General features: G+C 68.8%; 11 protein-coding genes. 6 read left to right on the forward strand and 5 right to left on the reverse strand.

Translation table 11 applies throughout. The features are described from left to right. Positions 1-34: 34 nt before the first annotated feature. From dusB to NBG84_RS09520, 3 genes are all read left to right on the forward strand, one after another. Positions 35-1,261 carry a tRNA dihydrouridine synthase DusB gene (gene dusB / locus NBG84_RS09510; RefSeq protein WP_250918884.1) on the forward strand — a complete coding sequence of 409 codons (1,227 nt, stop codon included), beginning with the start codon at positions 35-37 and terminating at the stop codon, positions 1,259-1,261. 707 nt (positions 1,262-1,968) lie between these two features. Beyond that, the gene (gene ppdK / locus NBG84_RS09515) at positions 1,969-4,788 is read left to right on the forward strand and encodes a pyruvate, phosphate dikinase (RefSeq protein WP_250918885.1); all 2,820 of its coding nucleotides are present in this window, start codon (positions 1,969-1,971) and stop codon (positions 4,786-4,788) included. 798 nt (positions 4,789-5,586) lie between these two features. Continuing rightward, complete coding sequence (locus NBG84_RS09520) at positions 5,587-6,624, forward strand: ArsR/SmtB family transcription factor (protein ID WP_250918886.1); 1,038 nt, start codon at positions 5,587-5,589, stop codon at positions 6,622-6,624. A gap of 114 nt (positions 6,625-6,738) precedes the next feature. Here the strand turns inward: NBG84_RS09520 and NBG84_RS09525 are convergent, their stop codons facing one another. Then, entirely contained in the window at positions 6,739-8,622 is a 1,884-nt protein-coding gene (locus tag NBG84_RS09525; protein ID WP_250918887.1) for an APC family permease, read from the reverse strand. Positions 8,623-9,396: 774 nt separating this feature from the next. On the opposite strand from NBG84_RS09525, the gene NBG84_RS09530 reads away from it, so the two are divergent. Together NBG84_RS09530 and NBG84_RS09535 are read left to right on the forward strand one after the other, a co-directional pair. Continuing rightward, positions 9,397-10,185: a putative protein N(5)-glutamine methyltransferase gene (locus NBG84_RS09530; protein WP_250918888.1), complete on the forward strand. Its 789-nt coding sequence runs from the start codon at positions 9,397-9,399 to the stop codon at positions 10,183-10,185. 90 nt (positions 10,186-10,275) lie between these two features. Then, entirely contained in the window at positions 10,276-11,064 is a 789-nt protein-coding gene (locus tag NBG84_RS09535) for a sulfite exporter TauE/SafE family protein (protein ID WP_250918889.1), read from the forward strand. 103 nt (positions 11,065-11,167) lie between these two features. Here NBG84_RS09535 and NBG84_RS09540 read toward each other — a convergent pair whose 3' ends face one another. Together NBG84_RS09540 and NBG84_RS09545 are read right to left on the reverse strand one after the other, a co-directional pair. Beyond that, positions 11,168-11,791, reverse strand: coding sequence for a class F sortase (locus NBG84_RS09540; RefSeq protein ID WP_250918890.1), 624 nt, complete (start codon positions 11,789-11,791; stop codon positions 11,168-11,170). Positions 11,792-11,922: 131 nt separating this feature from the next. After that, positions 11,923-12,453 (reverse strand): hypothetical protein, encoded by a 531-nt coding sequence (locus NBG84_RS09545; RefSeq protein WP_250918891.1) that lies wholly within the window; start codon positions 12,451-12,453, stop codon positions 11,923-11,925. A 526-nt stretch (positions 12,454-12,979) separates the two neighbouring features. Here NBG84_RS09545 and NBG84_RS09550 point away from each other — a divergent pair. Next, on the forward strand, positions 12,980-13,603 hold the full coding sequence (locus NBG84_RS09550) for an NADPH-dependent FMN reductase (protein ID WP_250918892.1): 624 nt from the start codon (positions 12,980-12,982) through the stop codon (positions 13,601-13,603). A 352-nt stretch (positions 13,604-13,955) separates the two neighbouring features. Here NBG84_RS09550 and NBG84_RS09555 read toward each other — a convergent pair whose 3' ends face one another. After that, on the reverse strand, positions 13,956-14,537 hold the full coding sequence (locus NBG84_RS09555; RefSeq protein ID WP_250918893.1) for a TIGR03086 family metal-binding protein: 582 nt from the start codon (positions 14,535-14,537) through the stop codon (positions 13,956-13,958). A gap of 169 nt (positions 14,538-14,706) precedes the next feature. Continuing rightward, the gene (locus tag NBG84_RS09560) at positions 14,707-15,444 is read right to left on the reverse strand and encodes a SanA/YdcF family protein (protein WP_308312038.1); all 738 of its coding nucleotides are present in this window, start codon (positions 15,442-15,444) and stop codon (positions 14,707-14,709) included. Between the last annotated feature and the right edge of the window lie 3 nt (positions 15,445-15,447).

The raw sequence follows: 15,447 nt of genomic DNA on the forward strand, positions 1-15,447 counted from the left end.
ACCGCAACGCAATGCCGTACGCGACAATGGACGGATGACCACGTCTGCCCCCTCCGCCACCATCCCCAGCACCACCGGCGGATCCGCCACGCTCGCCATCGGTCCGTACGCGGTGCAGCCCCCGGTGGTGCTCGCCCCCATGGCCGGGATCACCAACGCGCCCTTCCGGACCCTGTGCCGGGAGTTCGCCGAAGGCGCTCGGGGGTTCGGGGACCGTCCGCTGACTCCTGCCGCCCCGGGGAGCAAGGGGCTCTTCGTGAGCGAGATGATCACCACCCGGGCGCTGGTCGAGCGCAATGAGAAGACCATGCAGCTGATCCACTTCGACGCGGGGGAGACCCCGCGCTCCATTCAGCTGTACGGGGTGGACCCGGTGACCGTCGGCAAGGCCGTCCGCATGATCGTGGACGAGGACCTCGCCGACCACATCGACCTCAACTTCGGCTGCCCGGTCCCCAAGGTGACCCGCAAGGGCGGTGGCTCGGCGCTCCCTTACAAGAGGCCGCTGCTGCGCGCGATCCTGCATGAGGCCGTCGCCAACGCCGGCGCGCTACCGGTCACGATGAAGATGCGCAAGGGCATCGACGACGACCACATCACCTACCTCGACGCCGGCCGCATCGCGGTCGACGAGGGGGTCACGGCGATCGCCCTCCACGGGCGCACCGCGGCACAGCACTACGGCGGCACCGCGGACTGGGACGCCATCGCGCGGCTGAAGGAGCATGTCCCGGAGATTCCCGTGCTCGGCAACGGCGACATCTGGTCCGCGGACGATGCGCTGCGGATGGTGCGGGAGACCGGTTGCGACGGAGTGGTGGTGGGGCGCGGCTGTCTGGGGCGTCCCTGGCTCTTCGGTGACCTGGTCGCCGCGTTCGAGGGCGAGCGCTCCTCGGCGGCCCCCACGCTCCGAGAGGTCGCGGCCGTGATGCACCGCCACGCCGAACTGCTGGGGCAGTGGATCGGGGACGAGTCCCGTGGAGTGATCGACTTCCGTAAGCATGTGGCCTGGTACCTCAAGGGCTTCTCCGTCGGTTCCGAGATGCGCAAGCGACTGGCGATCACCTCGTCGCTGGCCGAACTGGATGAGCAGCTGGCGCTGCTGGAGCTGGATCAGCCGTGGCCGGTGGGGGCGGCTGACGGTCCCCGGGGGCGTACGTCCGGGAACAATCGAGTGGTGCTGCCGGACGGCTGGCTGAAGGACCCCTATGACTGCGCGGGCATCAGCGCGGACGCCGAGCTGGACACTTCGGGCGGCTGACCCTTCGTTTGAGCAACCTCACCCGGGCGCCTGGCCACGGTGTGCGGCATCGCCGTGCCGCATGCCCAGGGGCGGGTGGCACAGCGACGCCGCGATCCCTGAGCAGGGCGTACGTCGGTATGGTGCCGCGATCCCCGAGTAGTGGCCAGGCCCTCGTGGTGCCGCGATCCCCGGGCGGTGCGCGCCGGCGATGAGGACACCGCCTCCCGGGAGGGGGCCTACCGCTTGCGGCTAGCACGGCGGGCCGACAGCGTGGGCGACGCCCCTGGTCGTGCCGCCGGGGTTCGCCGGTGGTGCGGGCTGGACAGCCGAGTGGAGCGGGCCCGCGGACCCCAGCGGCACACCGGTCTCGCCCCCGGTGGCGCTGTGCCGTTTCCGATGCCGGACGCGACCGGCGTGCTGTGGCCAGCGTCCGGATCGTGGAATCACCCTCCTTGCGACTGAGTGATTAACGCCACGCCTGATAGGGCTTGCGCTCAATTGAGCGCACATATGATTCCCCTATCTCTCAAAAGGGCGGCACTGAGTGCCACCTCTGTTGGGTTCATTCGGTGAACGCGAGCGCAGCTCAATGTCACCTGGAGTTCGATCTATCTCGCGTTCGGCAACTTTGCGTTCAAGTCATGAACGATCGGTGAACCCCTTCTTCCGCTCCTCCTACTGGCAGGTCACTTTCGATCTGGTGGCGGACGAGTGGTTGCGTCCATATGACGGCCAAGTGGGCGTGCCCAAAAGCCTTTGATATGGGTATGTTCCTCGCCGTCAGGGCAGCCACACCGAGCCTCGGGGAGTCGAGAACCGTGCCGGAAAACCAGGATCGACACAACCATCACGGTCAGAAGTTCGTTTACGACTTCACCGAAGGCAACAGGGATCTCAAAGACCTGCTCGGCGGCAAGGGTGCCAACCTCGCTGAGATGACCAATCTCGGGCTGCCCGTCCCTCCGGGCTTCACCATCACCACCGAGGCGTGCAAGGTCTACCTGGACAGTGGCGACGAGCCGCTGGCACTGCGTGACGAGGTAAGCGGCCACCTGGAAGCGCTGGAGCAGCGCATGGGCAAGAAGCTCGGGCAGGCGGCTGATCCGCTGCTGGTGTCCGTACGCTCCGGAGCCAAGTTCTCCATGCCCGGAATGATGGACACGGTCCTCAACATCGGTCTCTCCGACGAATCCGTGGTCGGACTGGCCCAGCAGGCCGGCGATGAGCGTTTCGCCTGGGACTCGTACCGTCGACTCATCCAGATGTTCGGCAAGACGGTGCTCGGAGTCGACGGCGATCTCTTTGAAGAGGCGCTGGCGGACGCCAAGTCGGTGAAGAGGGTGGTTGTCGACACCGATCTCGACGCGGCCGATCTGAAGAAGCTGGTCAAGCAGTACAAGAAGATCGTCAAGTCCGAGGCCGGCCGGGACTTCCCCCAGGACCCCCGGGAACAGATGGACCTGGCCGTCCGAGCGGTCTTCGACTCGTGGAACGGTGATCGCGCCCGGCTCTACCGCCGTCAGGAGCGCATCCCCAACGACCTCGGCACCGCGGTCAACATCTGCTCGATGGTCTTCGGCAATCTCGGTCCCGACTCGGGCACCGGTGTCGCCTTCACCCGCGACCCGGCCTCCGGACAGCAGGGTGTCTACGGCGACTACCTTCAGAACGCCCAGGGCGAGGACGTCGTCGCCGGTATCCGCAACACCGTTCCCCTGGCGGATCTGGAGACGATCGACAAGGCGTCCTACGACCAGTTGATGCAGATCATGGAGACGCTGGAGAACCACTACCGCGACCTCTGCGACATCGAGTTCACGGTGGAACGCGGTCAGCTGTGGATGCTTCAGACCCGAGTCGGCAAGCGGACGGCCGGTGCCGCCTTCCGTATCGCCACCCAACTCGTCGACCAGGGCCTGATCGACGAGGCGGAAGCCCTCCAGCGCGTCAACGGCGCCCAGCTCGCCCAGTTGATGTTCCCGCGCTTCGACGAGGACACGAAGGTCGAGCTGCTCGGCCGGGGCATCGCGGCCTCGCCCGGCGCGGCGGTCGGCAAGGCGGTGTTCGACTCGTACACCGCGGTGAAGTGGTCCCGCTCGGGTGAGCGGGTCATTCTGATCCGTCGCGAGACCAACCCCGACGACCTCGACGGCATGATCGCGGCCGAGGGCATTCTGACCTCCCGGGGCGGCAAGACATCGCACGCGGCGGTCGTCGCCCGGGGGATGGGCAAGACCTGTGTCTGCGGCGCCGAGGACCTTGAGGTCGACACCAAGCGGCGGCGGATGACCGTCAACGGCACCGTCATCGAAGAGGGCGACGTCGTCTCCGTCGACGGCTCCACCGGCAAGGTGTACCTGGGCGAGGTGCCCGTCGTACCGTCGCCGGTCGTCGAGTACTTCGAGGGCCGGATGCACGCCGGCGCGGACGACGCCAATGAGCTGGTCGCCGCCGTGCACCGGATCATGGCGTACGCGGACCGGGTGCGCAGACTGCGGGTACGGGCCAACGCCGACAACGCCGAGGACGCCCTGCGGGCACGGCGGTTCGGTGCCCAGGGCATTGGACTCTGCCGTACGGAGCACATGTTCCTCGGCGAACGCCGGGAGATGGTCGAACGGCTGATCCTCGCCGACACCGACGATGAGCGCTCCACCGCCCTGGAGCAGCTTCTCCCGCTCCAGAAGGCCGACTTCATCGAGCTGTTCGAGGCGATGGACGGCCTCCCGGTCACGGTCCGACTGCTTGACCCGCCGCTGCACGAGTTCCTGCCGGACATCACCGAGCTGTCCGTACGGGTGGCGCTGGCCGAGTCCCGCAAGGACCACAACGAGAACGACCTCCGGCTGCTCCAGGCCGTCCACCGGCTGCATGAGCAGAACCCGATGCTCGGACTGCGGGGCGTGCGGCTTGGGCTGGTCATCCCGGGGCTGTTCACCATGCAGGTACGGGCCATCGCCGAGGCCGTCGCGGAGCGCAGGAACGCCAAGGGCGACCCTCGGGCCGAGATCATGATCCCGCTGGTCGGGACCGTGCAGGAGCTGGAGATCGTACGGGACGAGGCCGAGAAGGTCATCGCCGAGGTCGAGGCCGCCACGGGCATCGAGCTGAAGCTGTCGCTGGGCACGATGATCGAGCTGCCGCGTGCCGCGTTGACGGCGGGGCAGATCGCGGAGGCCGCCGAGTTCTTCAGCTTCGGCACCAACGACCTCACCCAGACCGTCTGGGGCTTCTCCCGTGACGATGTGGAGGCCTCGTTCTTCACCGCCTACCTGGAGAAGGGCATCTTCGGTGTCTCGCCGTTCGAGACGATCGACAGGGACGGGGTGGGCGCGCTGGTGCGGAGCGCGGTCGAGGCCGGTCGCGCGACCCGTCCCGATCTCAAGCTCGGTGTCTGCGGTGAGCACGGGGGCGACCCGGAGTCGGTGCACTTCTTCCATGAGGTCGGACTCGACTACGTGTCCTGCTCGCCCTTCCGTATCCCGGTGGCACGGCTGGAGGCCGGTCGGGCGGCGGCTCAGTCGAAGGGCAGCGACTCCCGCTGATCTTCTGATCGCCGGCCCGTGCCGGGCTGTTTCCCGGTACGAACCGTTCCCGGCGGCCGTTGCCGGGGCCGCTGACTCGGCACGGGAGACCGTATCGGGAGCCGGCGGGAGTGGTGAGAGTCGCGAGAGCCTGCGACGGCTGCCAGGCTGCGAGAAAGCGCTGCGGCTCCGGGGCCAACGGGCGACGCGAAGGATGTGTGGTGACATTCACCGACGCGGTCCGACATCGGCCGATGCCAATCGGCCGTGGGGCGCGTTGGTATACGTTCGACCTCGTTGGAATTAGTTGGCTCTACTGAGATGCCGCTGATGCCGGAGTGCCTCCGTCGAACCCGGCCCCTGGGTCGGCGGATGGCGGCTCCGAAACGTCAGTGAAGGGTGGGTGCCCAGTGCCGGGTGCCCACCTTCGCTGTTTCTTTCCACACATTCGTCAAGGCCCGCTCCTCAGTAAATTGAGAAACTTTGGCGAATCTTGACGCAACCAAAATTCTCTCGTTCCCCCAGCAAAGAACAGGCGGGGCGCGGCACGCGGATCCCCATCCACGCACCGCGCCCCATTACCCAAGCCGGACAGGGAGCCGCACCGTCTGTCACCCGCCGCCGGATGTGCGAAGCCCCCCACGGTCCTCGTCACGTCCATCGGAGACAGAAGGAACCTGCCCGACGCCGTACAGCCTTTCGTTTCGCACCCAACCCCGGCGAGACATTTCAACTGTGGCTGAAACTCCGTGGTAACCGGTTGTGATGGCGTGCATACTCAGTGATCGGGGCGATTGCGGGTGCAACAGTGGGGGTTCAGTGCTACGTATCCATTTCACTGGTGACGACCTCGCCAGAGTGCGAATGGCCGTCAGACCGGATGCGTTGTGGGAAACGATTCTCAGCTTTCATCGATTGAGGGAGCGCCGCCGTGCTCAGATGTTCGGAGAATGGAGAGCAGAAACACGTTCGCGGTTGACCGGTGAAACAAGCCTGCTGGCCGCGCTGGTACCGCCCCATGGCTATTTCCCCGACTTTCTGACCCCGCCAGAAGGAAGCGCCGGCCTTGAACCAGGACTTGAGGCGATACGCGCCACGACACCCGAACGACTGCATTACGAACTGAACCGGGTGTCAGCAAGGCGAGCCGCCGACAGCCAGCGGGCTGCCCAGCGTTCCGAGCGCTCTTCTGAGCGTTCTGGTCGGCTCGCCGCCCTCGCCGAGGGCCGGCCGGAGCAACTCGACAAACTGGTCTCGGTGCTTCGCAGCTACCACCGCGCCGCGATCGTCCCGTACTGGGCGCAGATCCAGGCCAGGGTGGAGGCGGACCGTGCCGTGCGGGGGCGGGCGCTGCTCGATGGCGGCGCGGCCGAGCTGCTCGGCTCCCTACCTCCCGTACTGCGGTGGCGTGCCCCCGTTCTGGAGGCGGACTATCCGGTCGATCGCGAACTGCGTCTGAACGGACGGGGACTGCTGCTCCAGCCGTCGTTCTTCTGCCGGGGCACACCCGTCGTCTACCGCGACCCCTCGTTACCGCCGGTCCTGGTGTACCCCGTCGGCCACGCTCCCGACCCGGCGTTCGGCGAGACCGGCGGTTCTTCCCTCGCCCCTTCGCTCGGCAAGCTCGTCGGGCACACCCGCTCCGCCGTCCTCCAGGCCATCCGGTTCGGCTGTACGACGAGCGAGCTCGCCCGTAGGGCCGGCGTATCGCTCGCCTCAGCCAGCCAGCACGCGGCGGTGCTGCGGGAGGCCGGCCTCGTACTGACGCTCCGCCATGGCAATGCCGTACTGCATACGCTCACTCCGCTCGGCGCGGCCCTGCTGCGGGGAGGAGCCCCGGCGGAGGTCGCGGGATAGCCGGCAGCGGGGGGCGTTGACGCAGCCACGGAGAGGCCATCGGTGGGGCGGAGCCGGGATGCCGCCCTGCCGGCAGAGCGGCACCGCTGGGCGTGAGGACCTCCGGGAAGGCGCTCAGGGCGACTTGGGCGCCCGACCCGGGGCGGCCAGCCGAAACCGCAGCCGGCAGATGACCGCGGCCGTGTCCCTGCGTACCGCGTGGGCCAGTACCGCCCCACGCTGGTTCTGGAGCAACCGCTGCCACAGCCGGTCCGGTTCCACCTCGGCGATCAGCACCGTGACCCGGGTGCCCGGGTGGTAGCGGTAGATCTTGCGCACATAGTCCGACACCGGTCGCCCGATCGCCCGGCGCTGCGACGGCAACTCCACCAACTCGACGCCCGGATTCCACAACTCCCAGTCCCGGCGCAGCGCGTTCGCCGCCGCACGGTCATCCTCGTCGGGGTGGGTCACCGTCACCGCACGCACCTCGTCCCCGAGGGAGACGGCCGCGTTGACGGCCTCCCGAGTCAGCCGCGAGAGATGCGACACCGGAACGATGACGAGTGAGCGCTCTCTGCGCGGTGCCTCAGGCACCCTGCCCAACTGCATCCGCTCGTCGATGCTCCCGTACATCCGGTGCACCCACTCGAACAGCAGCACCAGTGCGGGCAGGGCGAACACGATCAGCCACGCTCCTTCGGTGAACTTGGTGGCGGTCACCACCGCCGCGCTGAGCCCGGTGAGCGCGGCACCGGCGCCGTTGAGCCAGGCCCTGCGGCGCCAGCCCCTCGACCTCCCTTGACGCCAGTGGATGACCATGCCCGTCTGGCAGATGGTGAAACCCACGAAGACCCCGATGGCGAAGAGCGGGACCAGGGTGTTGGTGTCGCCGCCGGAGAAGGCCAGCAGCAGCGCGGCCACCGCGGCGAGTGCCACCACCCCGTGTCGGTGCACCTCGCGATCGGCCTTCAACTGGAAGAGATGCGGCACATAGTTGTCCCGCGCGAGCAGGGACATCAACACGGGCAGCCCACCGAACGAGGTGTTCGCGGCCAACGCCAGCAGCACCACCGTCGCGAACTGCACCACATAGAAGCCCCAGCCGTGGCCGAGTGAGGCGTCCGCCAACTGCGCCAGGACGGTGACGCCTTCGACCGGTTGCAGATGGAAGCGCCCGATCAGCACCGACAACCCGATCAGCATCACCCCGAGCAGTACGCCGAGCACCACTTCGGTCCGCTGCGCGCGGCGGGCGGCCGGGGCCCGGAAGGACGGTACCGCGTTGGCGACCGCCTCCACTCCGGTCAACGCCGAGCAGCCCGACGCGAATGCCTTCAACAGGAGGAGCGCCCCGACCGTCGTAGCACTCTCCCCGAGCGCGGAGGCATGTCCGGCAGCGGCCTCGGTGGACGCGGGGGCACTGCGGAACAGCCCCACGGCGATCAGGGTGAGGATCGAACCGATGAAGATGGCCGTCGGAACGATGAAGACCCGTGCCGAGTCCACTATGCCGCGCAGATTCACCCCGGTGACCAGTACCAGTACCCCGATGCACAGCAGCAGTCGGTCTTCGTAGAGGGAGGGGAAGGCGGAGGTGAGGGCTGCCACCCCGGCGGTGACCGAGACCGCGACATTGAGTACGTAGTCCAGCACCAGCGACGCGGCGGCGACCAGTCCGGTGCGCCTGCCCAGATGGGCTCGGGCGACGGCGTAGGAGCCACCGCCGTTGGGGAAGGCGGCGATCACCTGGCGATAGGAGGCGACGAGTACGGCGAGCAGGGCCGCGATGGCGAGCGTGACCGGCAGGGTGTAGCCGAGCCCCACCCCGCCCGCGGTCGCCAGGACCAGGACGATGGCCTCGGGGCCGTACGCCACGGACGCCATGGCGTCGAGGGAGAGCGCGGCCAGCCCCTGCACCGTGGTGAGCCGATGCCGATCGCCCGGCGCGGCGGGGGACTCTGGGGACGGGACGGCTCTCTCCTCGGATCTACCGGGGGGATTGGACAGGGCGGTCATCGGCGCGGGTACCTCCGGGGTGACGCCCTGGGGAAGTCGGGCAGCCCCAGCGTGGGGGTGCGGCAGATCGCGGGCGCACCACTTTGTCGCGCTCTTTGCGCGAAGAGCGGAGGCTTTCACGAGACCTTGACGCTCCAACGCCCCCGCGACCGGCTGCGGGTCCTGTTCGAAGGGCGGGCCCGCGCTCGGTCCACCCCAACGGCAGTCCCGTGCCTCCGGCATCGCTGATCAGCGGATAGAGACGGTCCTACGGATACCGGGCGGCGAAATCCCGTACGCGGGCTAGATCCACAAGGTCCAACCGGCGTAGTTCCACCTCGGCGCCGGGCAGCCGCGGCGAATCCGCTCCACCGCCACCGCGCGGCGTTCCGCACTGCGGCAGGCGAGCACCCACCCGCGCACCCCTGCCGGCGAACGCCACTGCGGGCCGAGCCCGATTCCGCTGCTGGCGCTGGTCACCACGGTCGTACGCCCCCACTGATCCGATGTGTCTCCCGTGCTCCAGCCCGCCGACGGCTCGCCGCCCTCCGAGACCGTGCGTACCCCGGGACAAGGGGCACACCCCGGCTAGTCGGCCGAGGGACCGCCCCGGTGATCAGCCAGCCGTGCGGCAGGGGGTCGGGTAATGTGGCGCTTCCGCGTCAGGAACGCACTGAGGAGGTGAGACGCATTACCGCCGTCGTCACTCGGGTGCTCTCATTCCCTCGGTCCTGCGTCCGTCGACCCGGGCTCGGCTGAGCCGCAGAGCGCCCTTCGGTATCCCGAAAGGCCCTCATGCCCTCTCCGCTGTTTCCTTCCCTCGAAGAGATCGCCCACAGACTCCGTACCGCCGGATGTGTCTTCGCCGAGGACGAGGCGGAACTCCTGCTCTCCGCCGCGCCTGGGCTCGATGAACTCGCCGCCATGGTCGAGGGTCGGATCGCGGGCCGCCCACTGGAACACGTCGTCGGCTGGGCCGACTTCGCCGGGCTGCGCGTCTGGGTGGACTCCGGGGTCTTCGTCCCCCGTCGCCGATCCGAGTTCCTGGTCCGGCAGGCCGCCGCGCTCGCCGGCCCCGACACCGTCGTCGTCGATCTGTGCTGTGGCTCCGGAGCGCTCGGAGCCGCGCTCTCCCACGGCGGGGAGCGGATAGAACTGCATGCCGCCGATATCGACCCGCTGGCGGTGCGCTGTGCCCGACGCAATGTGACGGCGGTTGGTGGCCGGACCTACACGGGCGATCTCTATGAGCCCCTGCCGACCACCCTCAGGGGGCGGATCGGTGTGCTGCTGGCCAATGTGCCCTATGTACCGACCGACGAGATCGAACTGCTACCCGCCGAGGCCAGGGTCCATGAGGCACGGGTCGCGCTCGATGGGGGTGCGGACGGTCTCGATGTGCTGCGCAGGGTCACGGCCGCAGCCCCCGGCTGGTTGGCGCCCGGTGGCTCCCTGCTCTTCGAGACGAGCGAGCGGCAGGCGCCGACGGCGGTTCGGATCGCGGCGACCAGCGGTCTGGAACCCCAGCTGGCCAGATCCCATGAACTCGCGGCGACCGTGGTCATCGGCACCCGCAAGGAGTGAACCGGGGGCCATCCCAGCCGCAGGGCCCCGGTGCGCCCTGGCACGTGATGGGTGGACGGCGCACCCGTCTCCTCCATAGGGTCGCAACTCGTGCCCGACATATCGCTGACCAGCCTTGTCCTGCTCTGCCTCGCCGCCGCCGCGGCCGGTTGGATCGACGCTGTGGTGGGCGGCGGCGGGTTGCTTCTGCTCCCCGCGCTACTGCTGGGGCTGCCCCAGGCCTCGGCCGCCCATGTACTGGGCACCAACAAGGCCATCGCCATCGTCGGCACATCCGGCGCCGCGATCACCTATGTCCGCAAGGCCCCCGTCCCGGTGAAGACGGCGGTACGGATCGGTCTGGCCGCGCTGCTGGGGTCGATGGGCGGTGCGTTCTTCGCGGCGGGGATCAGCAGTGATGTGCTACGCCCGGTGATCATGGTGGTGCTGCTGGCCGTGGCCGCCTTCGTCCTGCTGAGGCCCGGCTTTGGGACCGCGTCGGGCGGCGTCGCGTCGCGGTCGGTGACCCGGACCCGCACCATCACCGCGATCCTCCTCGTGGGCGGTGGCATCGGCTTCTACGACGGACTGTTCGGGCCGGGCACGGGCACCTTTCTGGTACTCGCGCTGACCGCCGTCCTCCATCTCGATCTGCTGACCGCTTCGGCCACCGCCAAGATCGTCAACGTATGCACCAACGGTGGAGCGCTGGCCATGTTCGCCTACCAGGGCACGGTGCTCTGGAAGTTGGCCGCGCTGCTGGCCGTCTTCAATCTGGCGGGCGGGATGCTGGGGGCGCGCATGGCGCTGCGCAAGGGCAGTGAGTTCGTCCGCGGGGTGCTGCTCACCGTCGTCCTCACACTGGTCGCGAAGCTCGCCTTTGACCAGTGGAGCGGCTGAGGACAGGGGCTTCACCTACGCCGCTGGCTCCGGTGGTGCCGGAGCGGGTGCGTCTGGACCGGTTGGGGGATTCGGCGCGTCAGACGCGGTCGGGGGCCTGGTGCTAGGCCGGACGTACGCCGATGAGATGGGCGAAGGCCACCGCATTCCCCTGGTAGCCGGTCTTCTCGCTGAATCCGCCGCCGCAGGTGATCACCCGTAGCTCGGCCCGGCCCTTCGCTCCGTACACCTTCTGGTCCGGGAACGCGTCGGCCTCGTACACCTCGATGGCGTCGATGGTGAAGACGGCGGTGCGGCCGTCCGCGCGGGACACCTCGATGCGGTGTCCCTTCTTCAGTGCGCCAAGGCTGTAGAAGACGGCGGGCCCCTTGGCGTTGTCCACATGGCCGGCGACCACGGCGGTGCCGTCAGCGCCCGGGGAGGTGCCGCCGCCGTACCAGCCGGCCAGATTGCGGTCGGCCGCCGGCGGCACCTCAAGGCCACCCCGCCCGTCCAGGCCGAGCCGCATCAGCGGGGTGTCCACCTCGATGTCGGGGATGCTCAGCCGCAGCGGTGCGGACGGTGGCAGCGGATCGGCGGCGGCGTCGGTGTGCGCCCGGGGCCCGGCTGCGAACGCCTGCGCCGCGGAGGGCACGGGCGGGGTCAGGTCATGGGAGCCGTTCTGCACCAGCCAGACACCGGCGCAGACGGCGGCGGCCAGGGCCCAGCCCTTGGCCTTGGCGCTCATGGGACCTCCCGGGTGCCCTGGTCGCGGCTGTGTCCTGGTCGTGGCCGGGCCCGGCAGGCAGGAAGCCTGCCGGGCCCGGGGCGCGGGTCCTCCTCCGGCGATGCGGCCCGGGCCGCATCCGCTGGCTGTCCCTAGGTGCCGCTCGCCCGGCGCCGTAGGAACAGTGCCCCGCAGACGGCGGCAGCGGTGAGTACGGCCGCTCCTGCCGCGATCTGTGCGGTGTCGGGACCTACGCTGCCTCCGATACCGGTTCTGACATGGCCACTCGGCTGCTGGGTGTGGTGCTGCCCGCTCGACTGGTCGTCCCCGCGGTGCTGCACGGTGACATCACCGGTGGCCCGCTTGCCGTTCTTGCAGCGCACACTGATGCCGTAGGTCCCGGACCCGGTCCGCTCGGGGATGCGGAACTGGCCGACCACGGCCTCCTTGTGCGTCCCGGGGGAGAGATGGAACTCACCCGCACCGAGCGAGCGGGCATCGCCCACGGCGTGGCCGTTTCGGCCGCAGGCGGTGGTGTTCACGGTGACGGTGGCGCCCGGTTCGGCGGTGGCCGGGAAGACCTCCAGGGACTCGTAGTCCCCGGCGTGCGCGATGGGGCCACCGACGCATATGACGGCGGCTGCCAGTGAGGCACTGGTCAGCAGGCGGGCGGTCGTACGCATGGTGGTCCTCCGGGGAAACGCGGTGGTGAAGTCGTCTCCACCGACGAAAGCCGGAGTGCGTGCCGGGTGCCTGCTGATGATCCATCAGATCAAGTCGGCAGGTTCGGCGTGTCGCGCTGGACAGAATGGAAAGGTACAGGTCAAGGCGATTCTTCAGGTCGTCGGTGTCGTTCGTGGGTGGGCACTCTAAACGGGTGAGGGCCGGGTCGGGCGTGGTGAGGGGCGCTGTGCGGGGCCTGGTGCGGGGCGTTTGGCGGCTGGAGGGTTCGTCGGGTGCTCGGTGGAGTGGGGTGCTTCTCGTGCTGGGCGGTGCTGGTGCCGCGCTTCCCGCCGGGGCCTTCTGAGTACCGGCGTTTCCGCCGCTGGGTACGGGGTCGCCGGCCCGGATGGTCGTCACTCCCGCCCCGGTGGGTTCGTCAACCGACTCCGGGGCGGGGAAGCCCCCGGGGAGTGAGGCGGTGATCACTCGTCTGCGGTGCGGAAGGGTCTTGACCTCAACTGAACTTGAGGTATCACCCTCATCTTCATGGATCTCATCACTCGTGAAGACGCACAGGTCTCCACCCCCCTGAAGACACCGCTCAAGCTGGTCGTCATCCTCGCCAGCAATCGCGAAGGTCGGTTCGGTCCAGTCATTTCCGACTGGTTCTTGGAACAGACCGTGCAACGGCTGGACTTCTCCGTTGAACTGATCGATCTCCGGGCCGCGGACCTCGGCACCCACTTGGGCGCCAACCCCGCGCCCGAGGTGGGGGCGGCGCTCGCCGAGATCACCCCCAAGCTCGACGAGGCCGATTCCTTTGTCGTCATCACCCCCGAGTACAACCACTCCTTCCCCGCCTCCATCAAGAGCCTCATCGACTGGCACTTCAGCGAGTGGCGGGGGAAGCCCGTGGGCTTTGTCTCCTACGGCGGAATGTCCGGCGGGCTGCGGGCCGTGGAGCAACTGCGGCTCGTCTTCGCCGAGATGCACGCCGTGACCATCCGCAACACCGTCTCCTTCCACAACGCCCAGGCCCACTTCACCGACGAGGGCAGGCACAAGGACCCCGCCGCCTGCGACGCGGCTGCCACCGCGATGCTCGATCAGCTCGCCTGGTGGGCGCAGACCCTCAAGGACGCCAAGGTGGGACGGCCCTACGTCGGCTAGCGGCAACTCCCGTCGCCCCCGACGAGGCCAGCCGTTGGCCGGGCTCGGGGTGGGAGGGCGATGCCCGGATGAAGGCCGGGTTGCTGGAGGCGTAGCGCAGCAGCCCGGCATCACGGCATCACGGCATCACGGCGAGGGAAGCCGGTCAGGGCGGTGCCTTGGAGTGGCGCCCTGCCCATGAGAGGTTCGGCGAGGAGACGCCGTCGGCCGCCGACTGTTCGCTGACGCCGGTTCCGGTCGGCTCGCGCACGGTGATGCGTTCGGGCTACCCCCTCTGGGCGGTGGTGCGCCGCCCAGAGGGGCTGGCTGATGTCGTCGGTGCGCGGTACGACACTGGCGAACATCCTGGACTTCAGGCGCGGCGCCCCAGGAGTGCCAGCAACCTCGTCTGAGGACTATCGCCCGGGGGCGGCTCGACCGGCGGGGCGAAGAGGCCCGTCTGCGAGAGCGCCGACGCATACGGAGTGACTTCCTCCAGCGCGAAGTGCACCAAGGCGGCCGGCAGCCGTTCGGGTGCGCCGACGGCGCGCGACAGGTCCCAGCTGTGCACCACGGCATCCGTGATCATCTGTGTGCAGTAGGACACGGCCGGGGTCTCCCCGTACGAGAGCCAGACCGTACGTTGCAACGCACCAGGCTCGGCGAAAGCCTTCTTCGCGGCCCGTGAGGCGGCGTCCCAGGCGGCACGCGGGCGGGTGCCGAGCACATCGCCGTCGTAGGCATCGCCGACTTCCGCGATGGTGGCGCCCTCGGTCACCAGTTCAGGCACCCAGAGTTGTTCCGATGTCAGATGGTTCACGAGATCGCGGACGGACCACTCGGTGCAAGGTGTTGGGTCGTCCCACTGCTCAGCGCGTACCGCGTGCACTCGCTCGGTGAAGAGGGCGAGCGCCTCGGAGTGGCGAGTCAGGAGCGTTGCCACGTCGATTTCCATGCGCTCACTGTCGCGTCCCGCGGGAGGCTATGCGAGCCTTCCAGCGCGTGTCCCGACCACCTGTGACCCGACCTCCTGCGGCAGGGAGCGCGGAGCGTGCGCCGGGGCCGGGCGGGAAGGCGGATCGGTCATCGTGGGTCGGTCTCGGCACAGACCACCGACGGTCGATTCACGGGCCGATCGGGGCCAGCGCTTCCTGGACGCCTTTCTCCTTGGCGCCCAGGAACTGCGGGTCCGGTTCGAGTGCCACATCCAACGCGGCCTTGCCCGCCGCGAGCATCTCCCGCGCTCCGCCGTAGTACCACGTCGCGTCGCGCGGTTCGGCTACCCCGATGCCATAGGAATCGACGCCGGCCGAGCGGCAGAGCGTCAGGGCACGCCGGATATGGAAGCCCTGGGTCACCAGCACCGCCCGGTCGACCCCGAATATCTTCTTCGCCCGTACACAGGAGTCCCAGGTGTCAAAGCCCGCGTAGTCGCTGACTATCCGCCCGTCGGGGACACCGCGCTTGGTCAGATAGGTCCGCATGGCGTCGGGCTCGTCGTACTCGACCCTGCTGTTGTCCCCGGTCACCAGCACGACCTTGACCTTGCCCGTCCGGTAGAGCTCTGCCGCCGCGTCCAAGCGGTGGGCGAGATAGGCCGTCGGCCTGCCCTGCCAGAGACCCGCCCCGAACACCACGGCAACCTCCTGCGCCGGGACTTGGGCGACGGTGGTGACACGGCTGTCGGCGACCATATGCATCCAGGTCGCCGGAGCGAGAGCGATCACCGAAGCGACCATCGTCGCCTGCACCAGCCGGCGCTGGGACCGCCGGGAGCGTGGCAGGCCCGGCCGCGGCAAGCCGCGCGGTCCGGACAGCTTGAGCCAGCCGGGCGCGCGCAGCAGGATTCGTGGTCGCTTCATACC

Origin of the sequence: Streptomyces albipurpureus (assembly GCF_023701525.1) — a bacterium.
Lineage (GTDB): Bacteria > Actinomycetota > Actinomycetes > Streptomycetales > Streptomycetaceae > Streptomyces > Streptomyces albipurpureus.